Source organism: Nocardia pseudovaccinii NBRC 100343 (genome assembly GCF_001613225.1).
Lineage (GTDB): Bacteria > Actinomycetota > Actinomycetes > Mycobacteriales > Mycobacteriaceae > Nocardia > Nocardia pseudovaccinii.
Window position 1 is genome coordinate 24,890 of sequence record NZ_BDBY01000293.1, and the last position, 20,411, is coordinate 45,300.

The 20,411-nt window shown below is 63.8% G+C and carries 25 protein-coding genes; 22 read left to right on the forward strand and 3 right to left on the reverse strand.

The window, feature by feature from the left end; all coding sequences use genetic code 11:
- Nucleotides 1-17 precede the first annotated feature (17 nt).
- The 9 genes from NP3_RS34815 (at nucleotide 18) to NP3_RS34855 (ending at nucleotide 5,610) form a co-directional block, all read left to right on the forward strand.
- Nucleotides 18-677, forward strand: coding sequence for a hypothetical protein (locus tag NP3_RS34815; RefSeq protein ID WP_063045982.1), 660 nt, complete (start codon nucleotides 18-20; stop codon nucleotides 675-677).
- Between the two features lie 14 nt (nucleotides 678-691).
- Entirely contained in the window at nucleotides 692-1,774 is a 1,083-nt protein-coding gene (locus NP3_RS34820; RefSeq protein ID WP_063824991.1) for a major capsid protein, read from the forward strand.
- Nucleotides 1,771-2,175, forward strand: a complete 405-nt coding sequence (locus NP3_RS34825) for a hypothetical protein (RefSeq protein ID WP_157124752.1) — start codon at nucleotides 1,771-1,773, stop codon at nucleotides 2,173-2,175. Before NP3_RS34820 ends, NP3_RS34825 begins: the two co-directional genes overlap by 4 nt.
- A complete protein-coding gene (locus tag NP3_RS34830) occupies nucleotides 2,175-2,531 on the forward strand; it encodes a hypothetical protein (RefSeq protein WP_063045984.1) in 357 nt (118 codons plus the stop codon). The genes NP3_RS34825 and NP3_RS34830 overlap by 1 nt, the downstream gene beginning before the upstream one ends.
- A gap of 414 nt (nucleotides 2,532-2,945) precedes the next feature.
- Nucleotides 2,946-3,605 carry a hypothetical protein gene (locus NP3_RS34835; protein ID WP_157124753.1) on the forward strand — a complete coding sequence of 220 codons (660 nt, stop codon included), beginning with the start codon at nucleotides 2,946-2,948 and terminating at the stop codon, nucleotides 3,603-3,605.
- A complete protein-coding gene (locus NP3_RS34840) occupies nucleotides 3,598-4,104 on the forward strand; it encodes a hypothetical protein (RefSeq protein ID WP_063045986.1) in 507 nt (168 codons plus the stop codon). Before NP3_RS34835 ends, NP3_RS34840 begins: the two co-directional genes overlap by 8 nt.
- Complete coding sequence (locus tag NP3_RS34845) at nucleotides 4,097-4,480, forward strand: hypothetical protein (RefSeq protein ID WP_157124754.1); 384 nt, start codon at nucleotides 4,097-4,099, stop codon at nucleotides 4,478-4,480. Before NP3_RS34840 ends, NP3_RS34845 begins: the two co-directional genes overlap by 8 nt.
- Before the next feature lie 468 nt (nucleotides 4,481-4,948).
- Complete coding sequence (locus NP3_RS34850; protein ID WP_063045988.1) at nucleotides 4,949-5,245, forward strand: hypothetical protein; 297 nt, start codon at nucleotides 4,949-4,951, stop codon at nucleotides 5,243-5,245.
- Complete coding sequence (locus tag NP3_RS34855) at nucleotides 5,245-5,610, forward strand: phage tail termination protein (protein ID WP_063045989.1); 366 nt, start codon at nucleotides 5,245-5,247, stop codon at nucleotides 5,608-5,610. Before NP3_RS34850 ends, NP3_RS34855 begins: the two co-directional genes overlap by 1 nt.
- Before the next feature lie 92 nt (nucleotides 5,611-5,702).
- Here NP3_RS34855 and NP3_RS34860 read toward each other — a convergent pair whose 3' ends face one another.
- Both NP3_RS34860 and rnc read right to left on the reverse strand, forming a co-directional pair.
- Entirely contained in the window at nucleotides 5,703-5,951 is a 249-nt protein-coding gene (locus tag NP3_RS34860; RefSeq protein ID WP_157124755.1) for a hypothetical protein, read from the reverse strand.
- Between the two features lie 141 nt (nucleotides 5,952-6,092).
- Nucleotides 6,093-6,776 carry a ribonuclease III gene (gene rnc, locus NP3_RS34865; RefSeq protein ID WP_157124756.1) on the reverse strand — a complete coding sequence of 228 codons (684 nt, stop codon included), beginning with the start codon at nucleotides 6,774-6,776 and terminating at the stop codon, nucleotides 6,093-6,095.
- A gap of 669 nt (nucleotides 6,777-7,445) precedes the next feature.
- On the opposite strand from rnc, the gene NP3_RS34875 reads away from it, so the two are divergent.
- The 8 genes from NP3_RS34875 to NP3_RS47235 all read left to right on the forward strand — a co-directional run bounded on the left by NP3_RS34875 (nucleotide 7,446) and on the right by NP3_RS47235 (nucleotide 15,668).
- Nucleotides 7,446-7,745: a hypothetical protein gene (locus NP3_RS34875; RefSeq protein ID WP_063045993.1), complete on the forward strand. Its 300-nt coding sequence runs from the start codon at nucleotides 7,446-7,448 to the stop codon at nucleotides 7,743-7,745.
- Between the two features lie 72 nt (nucleotides 7,746-7,817).
- Nucleotides 7,818-8,543 carry a phage tail tube protein gene (locus tag NP3_RS34880; RefSeq protein WP_063045994.1) on the forward strand — a complete coding sequence of 242 codons (726 nt, stop codon included), beginning with the start codon at nucleotides 7,818-7,820 and terminating at the stop codon, nucleotides 8,541-8,543.
- Entirely contained in the window at nucleotides 8,544-8,948 is a 405-nt protein-coding gene (locus NP3_RS34885; protein WP_063045995.1) for a hypothetical protein, read from the forward strand.
- Nucleotides 8,949-8,956: 8 nt separating this feature from the next.
- A complete protein-coding gene (locus tag NP3_RS34890; RefSeq protein ID WP_063045996.1) occupies nucleotides 8,957-9,400 on the forward strand; it encodes a hypothetical protein in 444 nt (147 codons plus the stop codon).
- Nucleotides 9,401-9,416: 16 nt separating this feature from the next.
- A complete protein-coding gene (locus tag NP3_RS34895; protein ID WP_063045997.1) occupies nucleotides 9,417-12,992 on the forward strand; it encodes a transglycosylase SLT domain-containing protein in 3,576 nt (1,191 codons plus the stop codon).
- Complete coding sequence (locus NP3_RS34900) at nucleotides 12,989-13,918, forward strand: hypothetical protein (protein WP_063045998.1); 930 nt, start codon at nucleotides 12,989-12,991, stop codon at nucleotides 13,916-13,918. Before NP3_RS34895 ends, NP3_RS34900 begins: the two co-directional genes overlap by 4 nt.
- Nucleotides 13,903-15,168 carry a Gp37-like protein gene (locus NP3_RS34905; RefSeq protein WP_157124757.1) on the forward strand — a complete coding sequence of 422 codons (1,266 nt, stop codon included), beginning with the start codon at nucleotides 13,903-13,905 and terminating at the stop codon, nucleotides 15,166-15,168. Before NP3_RS34900 ends, NP3_RS34905 begins: the two co-directional genes overlap by 16 nt.
- Nucleotides 15,141-15,668: a Gp37-like protein gene (locus tag NP3_RS47235; protein WP_063046000.1), complete on the forward strand. Its 528-nt coding sequence runs from the start codon at nucleotides 15,141-15,143 to the stop codon at nucleotides 15,666-15,668. The genes NP3_RS34905 and NP3_RS47235 overlap by 28 nt, the downstream gene beginning before the upstream one ends.
- A 150-nt stretch (nucleotides 15,669-15,818) precedes the next feature.
- Here NP3_RS47235 and NP3_RS34915 read toward each other — a convergent pair whose 3' ends face one another.
- Nucleotides 15,819-16,943 (reverse strand): PDDEXK family nuclease, encoded by a 1,125-nt coding sequence (locus NP3_RS34915; protein ID WP_063046001.1) that lies wholly within the window; start codon nucleotides 16,941-16,943, stop codon nucleotides 15,819-15,821.
- Nucleotides 16,944-17,204: 261 nt separating this feature from the next.
- On the opposite strand from NP3_RS34915, the gene NP3_RS46275 reads away from it, so the two are divergent.
- From NP3_RS46275 to NP3_RS34940, 5 genes are all read left to right on the forward strand, one after another.
- A complete protein-coding gene (locus tag NP3_RS46275; RefSeq protein WP_084509407.1) occupies nucleotides 17,205-17,798 on the forward strand; it encodes a phage gene 29 protein family protein in 594 nt (197 codons plus the stop codon).
- Between the two features lie 131 nt (nucleotides 17,799-17,929).
- Nucleotides 17,930-18,880: a glycoside hydrolase family 25 protein gene (locus NP3_RS46280; RefSeq protein WP_084509409.1), complete on the forward strand. Its 951-nt coding sequence runs from the start codon at nucleotides 17,930-17,932 to the stop codon at nucleotides 18,878-18,880.
- Between the two features lie 3 nt (nucleotides 18,881-18,883).
- A complete protein-coding gene (locus tag NP3_RS34930) occupies nucleotides 18,884-19,174 on the forward strand; it encodes a hypothetical protein (protein ID WP_063046002.1) in 291 nt (96 codons plus the stop codon).
- 6 nt (nucleotides 19,175-19,180) lie between these two features.
- Nucleotides 19,181-19,981: a hypothetical protein gene (locus tag NP3_RS34935; protein ID WP_063046003.1), complete on the forward strand. Its 801-nt coding sequence runs from the start codon at nucleotides 19,181-19,183 to the stop codon at nucleotides 19,979-19,981.
- Between the two features lie 8 nt (nucleotides 19,982-19,989).
- Nucleotides 19,990-20,316 carry an LtfC-like domain-containing protein gene (locus tag NP3_RS34940; RefSeq protein WP_063046004.1) on the forward strand — a complete coding sequence of 109 codons (327 nt, stop codon included), beginning with the start codon at nucleotides 19,990-19,992 and terminating at the stop codon, nucleotides 20,314-20,316.
- Nucleotides 20,317-20,411: the final 95 nt, after the last annotated feature.

Genomic DNA, 20,411 nt, shown 5'->3' on the forward strand with positions numbered 1-20,411 from the left:
TCTGTGAGGAACAACGTATGTCCGACGAACCCACCCCACCAGTTGAGCCGACCGACCCGCCTCCGCTCATGGAACCATCGCCGCCGACCGAACCAACCCCGGCGCAGCCTGCACCGGAGCCGACCGAGGATCTGGATCCTGTTGCGCTGTCAGCGGTGATCGCCGAGTTGCGCCGCGACCTCGAGGACGCTCGCAGCGGTGCGTCGGCCGCGCTCGATCAAGCGGCCCAGCAAGCCCGCGACGCCATGGTGCAGGAGATCGGCCGCGCGCTCGGCCTGGTCGCCGATGAGAACACCGATCCCGAGCAGGTCATCGCCGAACTCACCGACCGCGCCAGCGCCTCGGACCGCAAACTGCGCGACTACCGCATCAAAGACGCCATCGCCTCGGCCGCCGACACCCACCACGGCGACCACAAACTACTGATCCCATACCTGCGCGGCACCGGCTCCCTCGACGAACTCGACACAGATGCAACAGATTTCACCACCCGAATCGACGCGCTGGTCGCCGACGCCATCACCACCAACCCGAAACTCGCCAACACCCCACCGATTCCACGCTCGGGCGGGGAATTCAACGCGGCCAACGCCACCCCACCCGCCCCAGCGGTGGACGACGACATCGAGGCCATCCGCCGCAAGGTCCGTGACTCGATCGCCGACTCCCGCACCTGAGTAGGAGACCCGCTGTGCCCAACATCTTCCTCACCCCCGACATCCTGGCGCGTCGCGGCCTGGCCAACCTCTATGAGCTCACTGTCATGCTGCCGCTGGTCTACCGCGACGTCTCCAGCGACTTCGGGCCACAAAAGGTCGGCAACACTGTCAACGTCAAACGACCCCCACGCTTCGAAGCCACCACCTTCGACCGTGCCCGCGGCATCGTCATCCAGGACACCGCCGAATCCAAGATCCCCGTCGTCCTGGACACCATCGCCGATGTCTCGGTCGAAGTCACCAGCGAGGAACTGACCCTCGATATCGAAAGCTTCGACGAACAGATTCTGCGCCCCGCCATGGAAGCGATCTCCCAGAAAGTCGACCGCGACATCCTCTCGCTGCGCAGCCAGGTCACCCAGCACTGCGGCGCCGAACCCATGGAAGCTGGCACCGGCCGCGAATGGGAGAACCCCGAGAACCTGATCGAAGCCGGACGCCTGCTCGACATCAACAGCGTCCCCGCACCCGGACGGCGCGCTGTGGTGGGTCCGACCACCAAGGCCCGCTGGCTCGGCAAACCGCTGCTGCTGCACGCGGACAAATCCAATTCCACCGCGGCGCTGCGGCAAGGATCCATCGGGCAACAGATCGTCGGGTTCGACGCCTTCTGGACCCAGAACGTCGGCCAGCCCGCACCCAACCCGGCACCAGGTGAACCGAGCACCGAGGTCGGTGTCGCCTTCCATTCCACCGCTTTCGCTTTCGCGTCCGCGCCGATGGAACTGCCGCCCGGCGCCGACGTGTACACCGTCGAATACAAGGGCCTGTCCATGCGTGTGGCGATGGATTACGACATCCGGCACAAGACCACCGTGATCTCCGTCGACACCCTCTACGGCGTCACATGCCTCGACCCTGCCCGCGCCGTGCTGCTCAAGGGCCCCAACGCCACCACCGCACCCGCACCGAACCCCGCTCCGGCACCCGGCCCGACTCCAGCACCGGCACCCGGGACACAGACGGCCAACAGTGGTGCAGACTCGAATCCCGGGACCGGGAAACGGAATACACCAACCGGTAAAGATGCCGCCAAGACCTCGGCGGCGGCGTGATGCTCGTCTACGCCACCCCCGCTGACCTCACCGGCCGTCTCGACCCTATCCCCAGCCATGCCGTCGCGCTGATCACGGCGGCCTCCACCCGAATCCGCGACATCACCAGCAACGACCTCTACGACATCACCCCCGCGGGCTTACCTGCCGATGACGACCTGCGCGAAGCGCTGCGCGAAGCAACCTGCCTGCAGGTCATCGCATGGGTAAACGCCGGAATCGATCCCTCGGCCGCCGGGCTACAGCCAGTGATCGCCAGCCAGAGCGCCGACGGCGGATCGGTCACCTACAGCCGCCCAGACCCCGACACCATCCGGCGGGCAGCCGAACGCCTCTGCCACGAAGCAGTTCTCATGCTCCGCAACGCAGGATTGGCCAGCGGGCGACCACTCATCTGCTGATGACCACACCGGACTACCCGCACGGGGTGATGCTCGAGATATATCGCGAAGGCGAACCCGACGCCTACGGCGACCTGCGCGACGAACACGGCCAACTCCTCGACCGCTACGCCCACCCCAGCCACACCATCGGCCCGTGTGCGATCTCCTGGACGACCAGCGAGGAATACATCGACGGCGAAACCATCACCGTCGCAGCACAAATCACCGCCCCACTCGATTCCGACGTCTTACCCGCCGATCGAGCCAAGGTCGATGGCCAGCCTTTCCGCATCGTCGGCAGCATCCTCACTCCACGCAACCCACTCACCGGATGGTCACCAGGCAGACGATTCCGCATCGCACGAGGATTCTGAACGCGGACATGCCGATTCGCTGACTCTGATGGCGTCCGGTTTCTCCTCCTCGCGGCCTGTCGCCGCGTATCGTCACTACTACTGCGTGTGATAGCAAGAGCGGCTGAGCGACGCTGTCGATCCCAGCGTCCGCATCCGGCAATACCCGATGGTCGATGCCGTCTGGTTTGTGGGAAGTGAGCGTGAATTTCAGATCCCAGAGCGAAATCCGTTTGCTTCCTGTAGCTTTCATTTGTGATCATGTGGTCGCAGGCCATGCACCAAATCCGGACCAGTGCCACTGCGCCCGATCTTGGGCTAAGGGCTAGTCGCTTCGCACCTTTGGATCGTGTCCCGGTAGTCATTGCAGGAAACGCTGGCGCTGGCAAGAGCCAACTTTGGTCGAAGTTGACACTACATAGCAACACTCCCGCGGTGATGAGTGTTGCGCGCGACAATGGGTACATGTTGTCCATGGTCAACCATGCGAAGGTCTCGACGGCGCTGACGACCATCCCTGGCCAACCGGGTCGTCCGCGCTACGCCGCAACGCGGTTCCTGTTCGGGGACTCCGCACGAGTCGATGGCGTTGTCTACCTCGCAAGTGCGGGTTTCGACCATATTTGGCCAGCCTTCTCAGATGTGGTTGCGGACATGCTGATGCGGCGAGGGGCATTCGACATAAACGGACTCATCGCCCGCAACAAGAAGACGGAAGCGGCTGGCTTCGAAGAGATATGCAAGGATATTCGTGCGAAGTTCTCCTTGACCGATGGCAACAAATATCTCTGTCCGAAGTGGCTTCTGGTCTTGGTAAACAAGGCCGACCTGTATTGGTCGGACAGAAGCTCGGTAGCGAACTATTATTTGCCGGGACGCGGAAGTGACTTCGATCAACACGCTCAACAACTATTGAACTACGTCGGGCGAGATCTATTAAAATACTACGTTCTTCCGGTCGCTGCCGAAACGGAGGAATATAAGTTCGGTTCATCATTCGGAACAATTACTTCACCGAGTCTGCTCAATGCCAACCAGCGGGATATGTCTCTCAAAATACTAGTCGACAACCTCGGAGAATTGTGCCATGCCTAGACCCTATATACCAGAAGATGACGGTCTAGACCTTCAGGAAGTGCGTCGCCTGCGCGACTGGCAACTCGCGGACGGCCATGATATGGAGAACGCCTTACAGGCGGCCGAGCGGCTGCTTGGCGAAGCGGATGAGCGCCACCGCCACGAGGAGAATCGAACATTCACGATCGTATCGTTAATCGTTGCCGTCGGCCTTTCGCTAGCAGCCTCGTTGTTTGCTATTAGATCGCTTTCCTCGCTCAATCTGGCCGGGATTCCAATTTTCATATCGAGTATCGTCCTGTTCGTCCTGGTGCGCGCTTTGCAAAGGCAGCGTCGACGAATGGCGCATGACTACACCTTGCAGCTCTCGGCTGAGCTCGCCTCCCTCATCGGCGAGGTCTATATTGAGATCTCCGAGCGGGAACAATGGAGCCTTCTCCGTAGGCAATCGACGAGACTCAGGCTTAATGCGTTTCCGCAGTATGATGACGTAAGGCGCCGGGTGTCTGATGGATAGCGCATCTTCGGAAAAATCGAAAAGACCCATTGAGATATTTCTTACAGGCTTGGGTACAACTGCGGATGGTTTGAGCCTTGCGACGTTTATCGGCGTGCCGACAGACAGCTATGCTGTACGGTTCAGTGTTGTAGCTGCGTTGAGTTTTCTTGCGGTGTTCTTGACCGGCGCCGCGCTGTACACCTCCATTACTCGCTGGTTGTCAGTTGAAGGCAGCTTCTATCCGGCGAAGTTTCACACGCGGCAGATATTCATGGCGGTGTTCATGTTTCTAGTGAGTGTGGGATTGGCCATCGGGCTGCTTCTGCACATTCCGCATGAGCCGTCGAAGGCCGATCAGCCGAGCAGTCCTCAGACATCCACCACTGCCCAATAGACCTCCATGCCAGCTACGGCCTCCGTGCTCCCTACGGGCCTGCGGCGTCAGGTCGTCTGCGGACCACCGGCGTAACGAACGCCGTGAAGGCCGCCGTATGCGATGCATTGCCTATCAATGAGTTTCCGGCGCAGCTGAGAGCCCCGACTCCGCCACGCCCGCACCGATCTCCGACACGGAACCATCCAGCGCCGGGACCCGCAGGGCGATAACGCTCATGGGGTAGTGAATGCCGCACCCGGGCAAGCTGACCGCCACAGGCAACGAGCCGATTATGTGGCTGGGTGAGCGTAGCGGTCGACCGCCACGCTCGGTTCCGATGTACTCGCCATCGACCGCGTGAAGGTCTATCGAGAGCCGTTCCGGATCGTCGGCGCGGTCCTAACTCCACGCAACCCCAAGACCGGCTGGACGCAGGGGAGATGCTTCCGCATCACCTGCGGATTCTGAACCACCGCAGGAGGCTTCGTGGACTACGACCCCACCGGCAACACCCTCGACCTCGCCATCGACGTCGGCGAGGACACCCGCGAGATTCTGCAACAAATCGTCGAGGTCGGCGCGGACTACTGGCGCACCCGATCCCACCGGCGCACCGGACACAACGCCACCTCCGTCACCGGCTATGTCGACCCAGGTGAAGGCCACCAATTCGGTGTCGTCTTTGCCTACAGCCATTACGCCCGCTACCGCGAAGAAGGCACCCGACACAACACCGCCGAACACATCATGGCCGACTTGCTGCACCTGATCGAGGGCCTGTGATGCCTACCTACCCGAACGTGCACGAAGTGCTCATCACCCTGCTGACACCGATCGCGCCGACTGTCAAGACGAAGCGGCAAGGACAACCATTGCCCTACAACCTCGTTCGCCGCATCGGTGGAGCCGAAGACGGCGTCACCGACCGACCTATCGTGCGCGTCGATAACTACGCCAGCACCGACGAACAGGCCGAACACATGAAAGAAGCCTGTCGCCAACGCATCACCGAATCCGGATGCACCCTCGTCGATGGTGTTCTGATCGACACCGCTCGTGAGATCACCGGTGGCCAGGACACTTCCATGCCCGATCCCAGCGACCGCAAACAAACAGCCGTCTACCAGTTGTCACTTCGGTCGTTGTAGCCAGACCGATGAAGTGTTCTGGCGCATACATCGTTATCAACGCAGTAGCGGTTTGTGACCGCCGTCTGCGGGATTCGGCATCCCTGACCTAATCATGGTCGCGGCGGCGTCGAAGGACCTTCAGCCGTGCTCAGCGCACGGTGGATGCGTGATCGCCGGGTCGCGCGAGCGTTGAGCAGCAGCCGCAATACGGTTATCGCTCGGCGGGCGCGAAGTTCACGCGTGAACAAGGCGACGACCGTCGCGAGAAGGACCGCGAAGGCATCGGTCGACGCGCGTAGGACAACCGAGACGGCAAAGGCTACCGAGGTGATCGACAACAGGGCCATTGGCGCAGACATCAGCGTTGTTCTCCTGGCATGCGAAGAAACAACGCCAGCTGCGCGGAGCTCTACAACAGTGGCCGTTGTAGCGGCCACCCCCACAGAGAAGAGACAGATGGCGAGGACAACGCCGATTATCGCATTCTGGCGTCGGTTCGGCTAGCCCAGATTCGCGGCGCCCAGCGTGGTACAAGCCTGTTGCGCGGCATACTGCTGAGCCTGCTTCTTGCTACCGCCCTCGCCTACACCTACGACTGCGCCGCCCACCAAGACCGTGGCGGTAAACCGCCGCTCATGCTGCGGCCCTCGATCCCGCACCGTGTACTCCGGCATGCCCAGTTGCCGGCTTGCCGTCAGCTCCTGCAGGTTCGTCTTCCAGTCCGGACCACCGCCGGGGTCCTGTGTCGCCGCTGCTATCGCCTGCTCGAACCATGCTGAGACCAACCGTGATGAGGTATCGATGCCGTGCTGCAGATAGACGGCACCGACGATCGCCTTCAACGCACCGGCGAGGATGCTGTCCTTGTCTCGCCCGCCGGTAGCGGCTTCACCACGACCTAGCCGTATGTATTGCCCCAAGCCGCCGGGTACGCAACGGCGCGCGACATCAGCGACCGAATGCATGTTGACCACCGCCGTACGCAGCTTCTCCAGCTGGCCCTCGTGGAGATGACTGTTTCTGTCATACAGCACATCGGAGACTCCCAGTGACACCATGGCACTGCCGAGGAACTCCAGACGCTCACTGTGAACCTGTCCGGCGTGCTCGTACGCGAAGGAACGATGGGTTAATGCTTGCAGCACCAGGGCTGCATCGACTGCCAACCCAGTCGCATGGGCCACCGCGGCAACACCGTCCCGCCGATCACCTGGTCGCACCGCGCCCCCTCCGGTCTGCGTGCTGTGCGATCATGCCACGCTCGATGATGAAGCAAAAGTATCCCGAGACTCCAACGCCACGGCCTGCGGCGACCGAGTCAATCGCTTGTTTACGCCAGAACCAAACGGTGGGCGGCCCGTCGCCGCTTGGTGCTCGCTGCGTCTTGTCCAACAGCTCGTAGCAGGCGATGATCTGCGACGGCTTTTGCGCGGTCTCCGAGTCCGGATCTGGCTGTCGCTCAGGAAGTTTCGACACCTCGTAGTCGACGAACGCAAGCAGTAGCGCCCGCACCACCATATTCGCGCCGGGATTGACGTATGCGACATCGCGTGGCCACGAGAAGGTGACGCAACTCGACCGGTTGTCCCGCCGGAAAGCCCCCAGCGACGTCGACTTGGCTCGGCTCCCGATCAGTCATCGATGCACCTCAAATGCCCACCTGCTAGGCGACGAAGTCGCGCAGCCACACCGCACCCGGTGAGACCGAACTCTGGAATCAGCTCGGACACAACGAGATCCAGCCGGTTGCTCACCCAGTACTCCCTACCGGCAAAGGAGGGACCGCCATGTCGATATGGCACATCACGATCACCAACCAGGGTGATCACCTCGAAGAAATAAGGAGAACCGTTATGGCACAGCAGGACACGATCGACGCCCTGGCCGCCCAGCTGGACAAGGCGCGCGGCGAGATCGTCACCGAGATCAGCCGCCTGGAAGACCTGGTCGCCGCTGGTGGCGGTGAGCAGCTGGACTTCACCGCCCTCAAGCAACGCGTGCAGGCCCTCGACGACGTGGTCGCCGACACCCCGGCACCCGGTGGTGAACAGCCACAGAACCCGCAGGAGCCGGGCACCGAACAGCCCACTCCCGCGCCGGGTTCGGAGGAGCCCGCCCCCGCCCCAGGCACCGATCCGGCCGAAGCGGCCTGACCATCGCCGCCGCTGCCTCCCACCCGCTGAGGTGGGAGGCAGCGGCGCGTTCGCGGGAGTGAGGGATTCCTGATGTCCGTAGCCACCTTCGAGCAGATCGTCAACGCGAACAAGGATCTGCTGTTCAAACCGCTCAAGGGGGCGGTGCTTGTCGCGCCGATGACCGTCGAGGTGCCGATCGCGTTCACCGCGGGGGCGTCGGCGAAGTTCCAGTCGCTGGAGGGGTATTCGTCGCTGGGGTTGATCGACAAATCCGGTGGCCCGCAGTTCAAGCCCGAGCAGCAGCTGTCGGAGACCGAGAGCTGGGGCTGGCTCGAGCCGACGCGTTCGGACATCGTCAAACGCGACATGAGTGTCGGGTTCACCGCCCAGGAGTTCAAACGTGCTGTGCTGGAGCTGGTTTCGGGTCGCAGTCTGGCTGATGTGAAGGCTGATGCGGTGACCAAGGAGTTGTCGTGGAACGAGCCGGTCTCCCCGGACACCATCCACTATCGGGTGATCTTCTTGTTCGTCGATGGTGTCGGTGCGCGGGAGAAGTGGGTGTTGCGGGTGATGCCGCGCGCCTCGGTGACCGAGGTCGGTCAGCAGCAGTGGAACGCCGAACAGGTCGCGTCGTGGCCGATCACGGTCAAGGCCACCGTTGATGACAAGCTCGGCTATTCGATGCGCAATGTCCTGTGCGGCCCTGGCGTCGGTGACTTGGTCATCCCGATGGGCTTCACCATCGCCACCCCACCCCCGACTCCGCCGCCCGCCAGCACCAGTGGGACCGCGGGCACACCACAGAAGGTGGCATAAATGGCGAACTCGGCGAGGCGACGCAAACCGCGCCGCAAGAACCCCGACACCAGCACGCCAGGGAAGTCGACCTGGTTGCAGATGCGCGACGAAGCCAGAGCAACACGGCAGCGGAAACGCAAACACCCCTACATGTTCGACGGCACCACCCCCGCCACACCCATCCACGAACCCGACACCGTGTGGCAGGTACTGACCCTGGCGGCACTACTGGACGGGCAGGACATGCCCACCGGGCGGATCCGGGAGCTGTTCGAGGCGTTATGCGGGGACGGTTTCGAGGCGGTGTGGGCGGTGGTGAAAGACGAACCCGCCGAGGTGCTGTGGCCGTTGTTCGATGCCATCAACACCCACTTCAATTCGCTGCCCGACCCGCAACAGGCGGGTGAGCTGCCGGGGGGCTGATTGGCCTCGTGTGCCTCATCGAGGAGCGTGGTGAGGAGATCGAGGCCGACCTATTCGAGCGTGGCTGGGATCTGCTCGATTACTTCCGAGGCACGCGGCCATGGTCACAGCTGATCCGGCTGCTGCGGCGGCTACCGATGTGGTCGCACTACCAAGCCGCCCTACTGATGGACCCCGACCTCGGGGAACTCCGCGCCCGGCAGGAGCCCGCTGAAGAGGCTGAGCCGCAACCACTGTCGCCCCTGCATTACGACCTGCCCTCACTGTTGGCGTTGCGGCATATCGATATCACCAAGGAACTCATCCGCGTCGTCGCCTCGGTGTTCGCCGACACCCCGGCCGCTCCGTTACCGCCGGAGCCGCGCCCGATGACCGCCGAGGCGCAGGCTCGTGCGCGTGCCGACCGGGACCAGGTCCTCGATGTCCTTACCCGGTTGGGAGTTCAGGTGTAGGAGGGGCGGTGAGCTGGTGGCGCAGTCCTATTCCGCAGGCTCAGCCCGCCTGAGCGTCGTCCCGGAGCTGGCGCGGGACTTCCTCACCAGCCTGCGCACCCAACTGCAACGCATCCGCGCCACCTTCGGGGTGCAGGTCATCCCGGATCTGAGCGGATTCACCACCGAGCTGCGGACCCGGCTGTCACGGATGCGCAACCTGACGGTGAAGGTGCAGGTAGAACCGGATCTGACCGGGTTCGCCGCCCGATTGAATACCGCGTTGGCGCCGTTCCGCAACCGGGTCATCCGCATCCGCATCGAGATCGACCAATCCCAGCTGCTGCTATTGCTGCAACTACTCGCGCAACTGCGCGGCGCTACAGGACCGGCCGGGATGTCGATGGGACGGCTCGGCTCAGCGATGACCCTCGCATCAGCGGCGGCGGGTGCGTTGAAGGTGGCGGTAGCCGGGCTGGTTCTCGGGTCGCTGTTTCCGTTGGTCGCGGTCGCCGCGCAAGCCGCGGGCACCCTCGGGTTGCTACCCGCCGCTGCGGCGGCCGCGGCAGCGGGGATCGCGACGATCGCTGTCGGCGTGACCGGGGTGAAGGATGCTTTCGCTGCCGCCAAGCAGATGTCGGAGACCGCGGGCCAAGACGCCGAAACCCGCACGAAGGCGATCGCCGCTGCCCAGCGCAGTGAGCAGCAGGCCACTAAAGCAGTCGAGACCGCTCGTAAGGCGCTCAACACCGCCTACGCCGAGGCGTCGAAACGGTTGCGGGACTTGGAACTGCAAGCGCGCGGCGCAGCCCTCAACGAAGGCGACGCCCTGCTCTCGATCGCCGAGGCCCGCCGCGATCTCGCGCAGCTGCAATCAACCGACCCGCTCGAGTATGTGCGCGCCAACCAGCGCATCGCCGACGCCGAACAAACCCTCCTCGAAACACGGGCGCGGCGCGCGGACATCGACGAACAACTCGCCGACGCCCAGGCCAAAGGGATCGAGGGCAGCGACGAAGTCGTGGCCGGCCGAGAAAATCTCACCAACGCCGAAACCCAGCTCGCCGACGCCCAAACGGCGGTTGCCGACGCTACCTCGCAAATGTCGTCTGCTGCAGAGGTATTCGAGCGGGCGATGGCGAAACTGTCCCCGGCTGCCCAGGATTTCGTCACCAAGATCCGCGGACTCGGCACTGCCTGGACCGGGTTCCGGATGGCGGTGCAGCAGCCGCTATTCGACGGCCTTGGAGACGCGGTCATCCACCTCGCCGATGCCCAACTCGACCGCGTCCGCGACGGTCTGGCCGGGATCGCGGGCGCGATCAACACTGGCCTGCGTCGTGTCCTGGATGACCTGTCGACCCCGGCGACGGGGGACAAGCTCGAGAAGATCTTCGTCAATGCCCAAGCCGCGATCGGCCCGCTGATCGACGGCGTCAACGACCTGGTGCAGGGCCTGCTGTCCCTAGCTGGAGTCGGCTCGGAATTCCTGCCCGACGCGAGCACGAGTTTCGCCGAGTCGATGGCCAGCTTCCGGGCCTGGGCCGAAAGCACCGATGGGCAGCAGAAATTCAGGGACTTCCTCAAGGACTCCCTCGATGCGCTGGGCCGGATCTGGGAGCTGGCGAAATCGATCGGCAAAGCCCTCGCCGGGCTCATCACGACCGCCGAGCCGTCGGGGGAGTCGATGATCGATTCCCTGGTGCGCAACCTCGACCGATTCTCTGCCTGGTTGAACTCACCCGAGGGCCGCCAGGCGATGAAGGACTTTTGGGAAGACGTCCGCACCACCGTCACCAACCTCGCCAGCCTCGCCGTCTGGATCGGACGCGCCGCCGAAAAGCTTTACGAGTTCTTGGATCTGATCCGAGATATCTCCGGTATCAATATCTTCCAGGGCGCTCTATTCACGCTCATCGAAAAGCTCGGACAGGTGCCAGAGGCGTTCGAGCGCATCCGCGAATCGCTCGATGACCACCTGCCAGGTTCGCTCTCAGGTGCTTCGCTGAACCTGACCGGCTTCGGTGACTCCCTCGATGGGCTGCGTACTCGGGTGGCGGGCATCGTCTCCGGGATCGGCGAGGCCTGGGACGGGCTGCGCGAGAAGATGGCCACGCCGATCAACTGGGTCATCTCCAATATCGTCAACGGCGGATTCAAAGGCGCCTGGAACGCCATCCGCACCGCTATCCCGCTGCTGCCGGAGTGGGCTGCGGACGTGCCACTGGTCGAAGTCGCCAAACGCGCCACGGGCGGACCCGCCACGGAGGGCAGGGTCACTGGGCCGGGATCACGGATTTCTGATTCGGTGCCTGCGTTGCTGTCGCGCGACGAACATGTCTGGACCGCAGACGAAGTCGACGCTGTCGGCGGTCACAGCGCGATGCTGCGGCTGCGCCACGCCGCACGCGCCGGGCGGCTACCCCGCTTCCGCGACGGCGGCGGGGTGTTCGGGTCGGTCACCGATTGGATCGGTGACCGCCTGTCCTCGGTCACTGCGGGGCTGCGGGGCAAGATCGCGGAGCTGTTCCTCACTCCCGTCCAAACCCTCGCCGACTCGATCCCCGACCTCGGAGGCGGGATCGGGCAACTACCCCGCGCGGTCCTGCAGCAGGTCACCGACTCCGCCACGCAGGTGATCGCAGGTCGGACCGCGAGTGTGTCCTCCGGAACCGGTTCGCGTAGCGCCGCAGTTCCGCCGGGTGAGGGTGTGCAGCGGTGGCGGGCGATGGCGATCGATGCGTTGAAGCGGGAGGGCTTCGACCCTGGACAGGTCGACATCATGCTGTCGCAGATCCAGTCCGAATCCGGTGGCGACCCTGATATCGCCCAGCAGATCGTTGACATCAACGGCACCGGTGAATCCGCGGGTGTCGGGTTGTTGCAGATCATTCCGGGAACCTTTGCCGCACACCGTGACCCAACGCTGCCTGATGATCGCCGTGACCCGTTCTCGAACATGGTCGCCGCCCTGCGCTACTACAAGTCCCGCTACGGCATGGACCTGTCGCAAATGTGGGGACACGGCCACGGCTACGACACCGGCGGCATATGGGAACCCGACACTCTCGGCTGGAACACCTCGGGCAAGCCCGAAGCCGTCCTCACCAACGAGGAATGGCGCTGGTTCCGCGAACTCATCGACTCCCTCACCCAACCCGTACCCGGCCAAACCCAGCCCGGTTTGGCCGATCCCGCCCGCAAGGGACTCGGCCTGGACACGTGGGAATCGCTGGGGCAGAAAGCAACCGATGCATTCACCAGCGCGGGCAAGAGTTTCCTCGACAATCAGGTCGATGATGCGTTGTCGGTGATCGGTGCTCCGAACCTGCTGAATTCGGATCGGGTCCGGGCTGTGGATGACTACCGCCGCGCCTACGAGGTGTTCGAGGCCACCAAGGCCGCCCGCACGGCCGGGGCCGCGGACTACCAGGCGTTGATGAACCAGGTCGCGCCGCCACCAGCGCCAACCCTCACCCCAGCCGCGGCACCGGTATCGAACATCGACAACTCCACCCACATCACCGTCCAAACCCGCGACGTGGACGAAGGCTACCGGCGTGCCTTGCAGATCGCGGACCTGCGTGCGCTGCAGCACACCGCTAGGAGGTGACATCGGTTGTGGTGCATCCGGATTCAGTCACTGTCGAGGTCTTAGGGGTCGATGACTCGCACTGGATCATCAACGGCCCTGATGCCGACCGCGATGTCATCACCCTGGCCACCAGCCCCAAGGGCATCAACGACGCCCCGGTCACCACCACCTACAAATCCTCGGTCTACCAGCGCGGTGCAACCTACCAAGGCAAACGCTATCTCAAACGCGACATCACCTTCGCGGTCAACATCCACGGCACCGACCCCGAGGAATGGGAACAACGCGACTCGGCGTGGCGCAACGCCTGGGACTACGAACTCGACGCCTGGGACCCCGACGCCACACTCACCAAACTACAGATCAGCACCGACCGCTCCACCCGCTGGCTGTGGCTCGCCCTCGACAAAAGTATCGAATTCGAATCCGAACGCGACCCACACCTACTACGCAAATCCGTTGTCCCGATGGCCGTCACGGCCGCGCAACCGATGTGGGAAGAACCCACAAAGGTCACCTTCTGGGAAACCGGTGAAGGGGCGAGTGAGGGCTTCATCGAGGTCTCCAACCCCACCGATCTCGAGATGGCGCAGAAGTGGGTGCTCACCCGCGGACGCTGGCGGATACCGGATGTGTCCTGGCGCGGCAAGAAGTATCGGCGGGCACCCGCCGGGCCTTATGCCAACCGCATGATCACGCTGCCGATGCTCGGCGATCGGGAGGGCGGTGCCCGCATCGATTTGGATCCGGCGCGGCTGTATGTGCGAGACCTCAACGGCACCAACCTCGTCGGCCGCCTCGGCGGGCTGCACTTCATGCACCGCATCCCGCCCCGCACCCCACCAACGTTGCTACCGATCAGCATCGACGACGCCCCAACCGGTGGCGCGCGAGCGGAGTTACGTCAGCCCCGGTTGTGGAGCCGGGCATGGGGGCTGCGGTGAGCGTCGACCTCGACTCCCTGTCGTTGGCCGAGCAGTGCGAGGCCATCTGGGAGGCCACCCTCGCCGCCGAACACGCCGACGACCTCGAACGCCAATCCCAGCCATTAGTGCGGCTGTGGGACGGACACTGGCGCCTGGCCGGGGTCGTGTGCTCGGAGTACCGCGCCGAGTTCACCTGGATCGACAACGACACCGGCACCGCGCTGCTCGAACTCCCACTCGATGACCCCCTAGCGAAATGGGTATGGCGCACCCGCGCCCGCGTCGAAGCCGGTGAAGGCCGCAACATCCACATCACCTGCGACAAGACCGGTGCCCGCTGGTCCGGACGCCTGCACGACCACTCCATCGAACGACGCGCCGACGGCACCCAAGTCCTGACACTACGTTTCGTCCACGACTTCCAGCACCTCAAGCACTACCTGATCTGGGCAAACCCCTTCTTCGACGCCTCAGTACAGATCCCCAGATCCTTCGGACCAGTCCCCGGTCCAGCACGCTGGGCATTGAAACTCCCACTGTTCCTCAACGTCTTGCGTGAGCAGGTGCAGCAACACGGGTGGCAGCTACCCGACGATCCCCTAGATCCAGCCTCCTGGCTGGGGGCGGTCGGGCTGGACATGTCGCAGTGGTCGGTGGTCGTCGCCCCGACCAGCTTCGCCGAAGACCTCGCCGCCGGAACACTGTGGGCGACACCGCATTCACGGTTCAAGTACTGGCACGACATGGCCCGCGACATCCTCGAAGACGCCGAACTCTCGGTACGGTGCCGCCGCTGGCTCGAAGGCGACCCACCACCCTGGCCCGGCGCACCACAGCTGCGCCACGGGGTGCTCGTCATCGACATCGTGAACACCTCCGGCTACTGCAGCGACACCAGCAACGGCGGCAACCCCTTCGACGGCCTCGCGCGCACCGTCGCCCGGTTCAGCGAAGACTTCATCGACAGCATCGAAGAACCCATCACCGACCCGGTTACCCCCGCCGACTACCTGATCCCCGGACAGCGCCGCACCCACGTCACCACACCGTTCGCGGTCTACTTCGACGGCCCCGACACCGGCATCGAAACCTCCAAATTCACCGAGACTGCTTCCACCGCAGTGCAGGTCGTGACCGGAGGGTCCTCGATGCCGGGGGTTGTGGGTGCCCCACCCCACGGTTGGGGTGGGGCACCCACAACCCAAACACTGTCGACGAAACCATCTCCGCCGGAGTCCAAATGGCCGGCGACCTCGTCGCCGCCATGATCGGCGTCCCACCCGTCGGTGGAGCCACCGACGCCATGCTCCGCCCCCTCTACCAAGGAACACTGCTCGCCTGGCACGCAGTCAAATCCGCGGCACGAGAACATAACTCAGGCTGGTCCCGATTCTTCGAGTACATGGCCGACTCACCCGGTCGCGCCTACACGATCGCCGCGATGATGGCCCTACGCAAGGGCTTCCACGACACCCGATCCTGGTTCACCCACGAGATCACCGTCCGCGACGGCGCACCCTACGTCATCGGCGAAACCGGACACTGGTTCCTCGGCGACCGCATCGGCGCCACCGCACCCGGCGACGACACCTACACCATCCGCATCGACCGCGTCCGCGAACTCACCCTCGCCTGGGACCGCGACCAATTCCCCGAATGGCGACCCATCATCGGCGACCCCACCAGCAACAAAGACCGCGGCCAACGCACCCTCGACATGGTCTCCGACCTCGTCTCCGGCGTACACGAACTGGGAGTGCTTGCCTGACAGCATCATCCATTGTGCGTTCAGATATGGCCGTCCGGCCTGCTGGCCGCCAGAGAACCTCGTCGCCGTCGTCCAGACGGGTGACACAACCGGTTGGCCACGTTGCGGGATGCACACCAAAGCTGCGCCTTGTCCGCCAACATGTCGGACTCACCGGCGGTCCTGCGGCTGGTACAGCAGGCGCAGGAGTCGGTTGCCTTGGAAGACGACGATCGAGGACAGCATGCCTCGCTTGATGTCGCGCACCCGCGGTGCTGCGGGGCCGTCGCTGTTGAGCAGCCAGTCAGCGAGCAGTTCCGGCAGCGCGAAAACGAGGCGGAACTGCGGCGGCCCATCACGGGGGACGATGACCCAGTCGCCGTCGTGTTTTCCACGATGGGCGAACTTGATGTCCACGGTAATCTCTGAGCCAGGGTGCCGGTCGAGATAGGTCCAGAATTCTGCCCTGGACTCGATCCGCAAAACCAGGATGAAGGGCGCGGAGGGAAACCCGACGATCAAGTTACCGAGCCGGTTGCTGTGCAGGTCACTCGCGATCGTCATGAGCTGGTCGTGCGGCAGCACCTGCGAACTTCGTTTCCCAGGCATACGACCCACAGTCATGTAGGACGAGACACCCATGTCTGGGCTCCACTCGTCCTGTGCGTCTGTCTCGTCGCTCTCAGCGGGTGTGTCGAATCCTCCGGTCCATGTGCCCAATGCGCGCCGGAGGGCTGCGCGCACCTGCCCAACTGGCAAGCGGGTGATCTCGCGCGTAAGCGCGAGATCACGTGTCGCGTCCGCGATATCGCTGACTAGCTTAAGAAGATCAGCGAAGCCAGAACCCGACAGATCGACGAGCGAGATCTGTTGGGCCAGCGCATATCGCTGCGCCTCCGGAGCGAATCCGCTGGCCGAGAACAAGGTGTAGCGGTACTGGTACCGCCGGATCGGCACCGAATGCACGCCCGAGGAGAAGGGCGAGTACTGCTCGTTGACGTCGTGGATGGTGCCGTGGGCGTTGCGCACCACCGCTATTCCGACCTTCTGTTTGGTGAACTTGGCTTCGACGAACAGACGCAGTGGAAGGCAGAACGGTACAGGTAGGTCGAACTCGCCGATGACGTCGGCTTGATGCTCGCCGCCGCGCCCACGCACGAGCAATCCGTGCTTGGCCTGCTTGAGCGCATCGGGATCCTGCTGCTCGGACACAAGGAGCTTGTAGCCGTTGTCCTGTAGCAACCGCGCCAGCACCTCTTCGAGAACGATTCCGCGCAACGCTTCGCGACCAATCACCGAAACTCCCTCCCTGATCCGAAGGCACCGATAGTAGTTCGCGATGATCGGCGGGGCTGGCGGACTGGCAGCACGATCGCGCCGCTTGCATGCCAAAAGCATCAGGACGACGCCGGTAATCGGCTACAGAGAATTCCTAGCAGGGGTGAGCCCGGCTCTCGCGGTGTCGAACAAGCGCGGCGCAATGGCGCGGGGATCGATAGCCCCCATCGAATCGCAGGGGCCCACGCACCGCACGAACCGAGGTCGGGTGATGTACCGGTGTCTTCCGACGGACAGTTCCCTACCCGGGGCAACTGCGACCCCTCCGACCCCGAAGAAGCCTTTCTCTGGATGCTCGTCGGACTCCCCGGATTGAAAGGCGCGCCGCTGCTACTGCCGATCCAGCACCTGCGGCAGGTCTCACGCCGGTTATGGGACTGCGGCGCTCGCCCGGTCGAAGATCCGATCATCAAATACCGGCCGCCACGTGCCGGTGACCCGCACTGGCTGGCCTCGCCCGGCACCTGGGCCGACATCAACGACCCCGAGCCCGAAGATGTCTTCGATGTCCGCCAGTTCGTGGCTGAGCTCCCGCTGCGCCAACGCCAGCAGTTGGCGGCCGCACTCGGTTTGACCGGCACCGTCCCCGACGGGCCGCCCGCACCGATGCTGCCGGTCACCACGGCAGTGTCCGACGAGGCATCGGCGTCCAACGATCCACCGCCACTGTTCGATCCGACCCGCCGCAGCGTCAAAGCCGTCATGGCCTACCTGCGCCGCGCCGACCCCGACGAACGCGACCGGGTGCTGGCCATCGAACGCCACTTCGGCAAAGCCCGCCCAGCGATCCTGTCGCGCTACCAGCACACCTGACAAGGCATCGAAAAATCCTGCGGACAAGCGGAATTCGGATGCCTGCCGCGTGCCGTTCATCTGGCCCTGTGGCCCTCGATCCTGCCGTCGCCCTCCGGCGCGGCACATCCATCAGCGAAATAGGAGAGGCAATGACGGAATTCGGCATCGATGTCAGCAACCACCAGAACACATTCGACTTCGCGGTCGCGGCCGCCGAGGGCATGAGCTTCGCCACCCACAAAATCTGCGAAGGGACCTGGCTGGATCCGTTGTGGCCCCGCGCCCGCGAACAGATGGCCACCCACTTCCAGTTCTGGGGCGGCTACATCTACTGCCGCCTCGACACTGCCCCCGCCCTCGAAGCCGACGCGGCCCTTGCCTACCTCGGCGATACCGACGTGCCGATCCAGATCGACTACGAAGACCTCAAAGGCGCACCCAGTATCGAAGACCTCCTCGCCCGCGTCGATGCCCTGACCGCGCGAGGCTTCCAGCTGCTGCCGATCTATTTGCCGCGCTGGTACTGGCGCGACCACATGGGCTCACCCGACCTCATCGAATTGCCTGTGCCGATCTGGAACTCCTCCTACGTCAACGGCACCGGCACCCCCGCCCAGCTCTACCCCGGCCACGACCACCCCGGATGGAAACCGATGGGCGGCAAAGACATCGCCATCCTCCAGTTCTCGGCCACCGCTTCTATCGGCGGCCAACTCATCGACGTCAACGCGATCCGCGGCGGGCGAGACCAACTCGCCCGCCTGTTCTGGAAGGAACTCGATATGCAGCTCACCGACATGATCACCAACAAGGACGGCAACGAAGTCACCGTCGCCGAACTATTGGCCAGCATCGACCTACACGCATCCTGGGTCGTCGACCAACTTGCCGGACCCGACTCCCGCCGCCAACCCGGCCCCGACCTGGACCCCACCGGATGGCCCCAGCTCGACGGCAAGTCGATCGTCGACTCGGTCGCGGCCGCACACGACAAGATCGACACCGTCACCACCGTGCTCGGGCAAATCCAGGACAAGATCCAGACCGTCCTCGAACACCTCGACACCGACCCGTCCACCGGGCGTCACCGCAAGCAGTAGCCGATGGGATGGCTCAACGCAGACCTCATCCAAGCTTTCGGCGTCGCGGTCGCCACCGTGATCGGCGCCGTAACTGCCCGCCAGGCCGGGGAGGTCCGCAAACTGCGCGCCCGCGTCACCGAGCTCGAACGCCAATCCCGCAGCGACGGTGAGCGTTTCCGTGACGCGCTGCGGTTGATCCGGCAGTTGCTGCGCCACAGCGACGAGCTCACCTCACAGCTACGTCAGCATGTGCCCGCTGTGGAACCACCGGATACTCCGGCGATTCCGGCGTGGCTCGAGGACGAGCTGTAGCGGCCGGTGACGACTCCGGACAAGTCGACCCCCGATGGTTCCTGGAACCTCGGGGCGTTTCGCAGGTTTCAAGACCAATCACCCGAAGACGCCAAAGCCGCCATCCGCTCCGGCGTCATCGGCGCGTTCACCGGCGCACAGGATGTTCATCGCCGCGAGGTCCGCCAGCCCATCCAACAGCGACCCACCTATGACGAGATTCCGACCGATATCCCACTGTGGGCCAATCTCACCGCCACCGACGACACCACCTTCCCCCTCGCCCTGCTCGCCCGACAACCCGACGGCAACGGCGTCCTGTCCGAACCGCCGTTCTACCAACCCGCCACCGGCGCAATCGAAATCGGCATGATCCGCGCCATCCGCGACCGCGAATACCGGCAAGTCGGACTCATCATCGGCCCGGCCGGATGGTCGTTCGTCAACTCCGCCTTCGTCGCCATCTACAGCCTCGATCAGAACAACGGTGACCTGACGCTGATCTGGGACAGCGGCGACATCAAAACCGTCCTCAACGCCGCCTCCACCCAATACCGCTTCGACATCCCCACCATCAACGCCCACCAAGGCGACATCTACGGCGTCGGATTCCTCGCCAACTACATCGGCCTCAGCGGCTACAAACTCGCCACCGTCGCCCGCTGGGTCATCAACCAGCCCTGGGGAACACAGCCCGGACACCCCTACTACTGGAGCCGCGGCACCGACGGAGCAGGCAACGGCGGCGGCTATCCCGCACCACCACTATTCGTCAGCGCAGCCAACTGCGGCACCAACCACTGGTGGCCCTGGTTCCTCCTCGGATAGGAGCGCGTGTGCCCAACTACCTCGGACACCGACCCAACCGATACACCCTCGTCCTCACCCGAGCGGCCGCATTTACTCAACGCTTCGAGAACACCGACAACGTGCTGCCCGATGGGACGACTTCTTGGATCGACGTCTACGACACCGACGACGAAATACTCACCACATGGCACGCCACCACGATCAGCGCCGACGCAGTTGAGTACCTAATCGGGCCGGACTACACCGATGTCATCGACACCCATACCCGCGCCACCTACTACCTCTACCTCAACTATCCAGGGACCCACTTGCCATACTGCTGGTTCAGAGGCCCGATCGTCCGCGAGCAGTAGAAAGTCATCCGTCCATGACTGAGCCGCACCGGAATCAGTCAGCAGCTGCATCGTGCAGTTCCGAATTGCCAAGGAGTCGAAACCCGTCGGTGGAT

Excerpts from the sequence above, each read along its gene's own strand:
- NP3_RS34815 (WP_063045982.1), top strand. The coding sequence starts at position 18 with ATGTCCGACGAACCCACCCCACCAGTTGAGCCGACCGACCCGCCTCCG.
- NP3_RS34830 (WP_063045984.1), top strand. The coding sequence starts at position 2,175 with ATGACCACACCGGACTACCCGCACGGGGTGATGCTCGAGATATATCGC.
- NP3_RS34840 (WP_063045986.1), top strand. The coding sequence starts at position 3,598 with ATGCCTAGACCCTATATACCAGAAGATGACGGTCTAGACCTTCAGGAA.
- NP3_RS34845 (WP_157124754.1), top strand. The coding sequence starts at position 4,097 with ATGGATAGCGCATCTTCGGAAAAATCGAAAAGACCCATTGAGATATTT.
- NP3_RS34855 (WP_063045989.1), top strand. The coding sequence starts at position 5,245 with ATGCCTACCTACCCGAACGTGCACGAAGTGCTCATCACCCTGCTGACA.
- NP3_RS34860 (WP_157124755.1), bottom strand. The coding sequence starts at position 5,951 with ATGTCTGCGCCAATGGCCCTGTTGTCGATCACCTCGGTAGCCTTTGCC.
- NP3_RS34875 (WP_063045993.1), top strand. The coding sequence starts at position 7,446 with ATGGCACAGCAGGACACGATCGACGCCCTGGCCGCCCAGCTGGACAAG.
- NP3_RS34880 (WP_063045994.1), top strand. The coding sequence starts at position 7,818 with ATGTCCGTAGCCACCTTCGAGCAGATCGTCAACGCGAACAAGGATCTG.
- NP3_RS34885 (WP_063045995.1), top strand. The coding sequence starts at position 8,544 with ATGGCGAACTCGGCGAGGCGACGCAAACCGCGCCGCAAGAACCCCGAC.
- NP3_RS34905 (WP_157124757.1), top strand. The coding sequence starts at position 13,903 with ATGGGGGCTGCGGTGAGCGTCGACCTCGACTCCCTGTCGTTGGCCGAG.
- NP3_RS47235 (WP_063046000.1), top strand. The coding sequence starts at position 15,141 with ATGGCCGGCGACCTCGTCGCCGCCATGATCGGCGTCCCACCCGTCGGT.
- NP3_RS46280 (WP_084509409.1), top strand. The coding sequence starts at position 17,930 with ATGACGGAATTCGGCATCGATGTCAGCAACCACCAGAACACATTCGAC.
- NP3_RS34930 (WP_063046002.1), top strand. The coding sequence starts at position 18,884 with ATGGGATGGCTCAACGCAGACCTCATCCAAGCTTTCGGCGTCGCGGTC.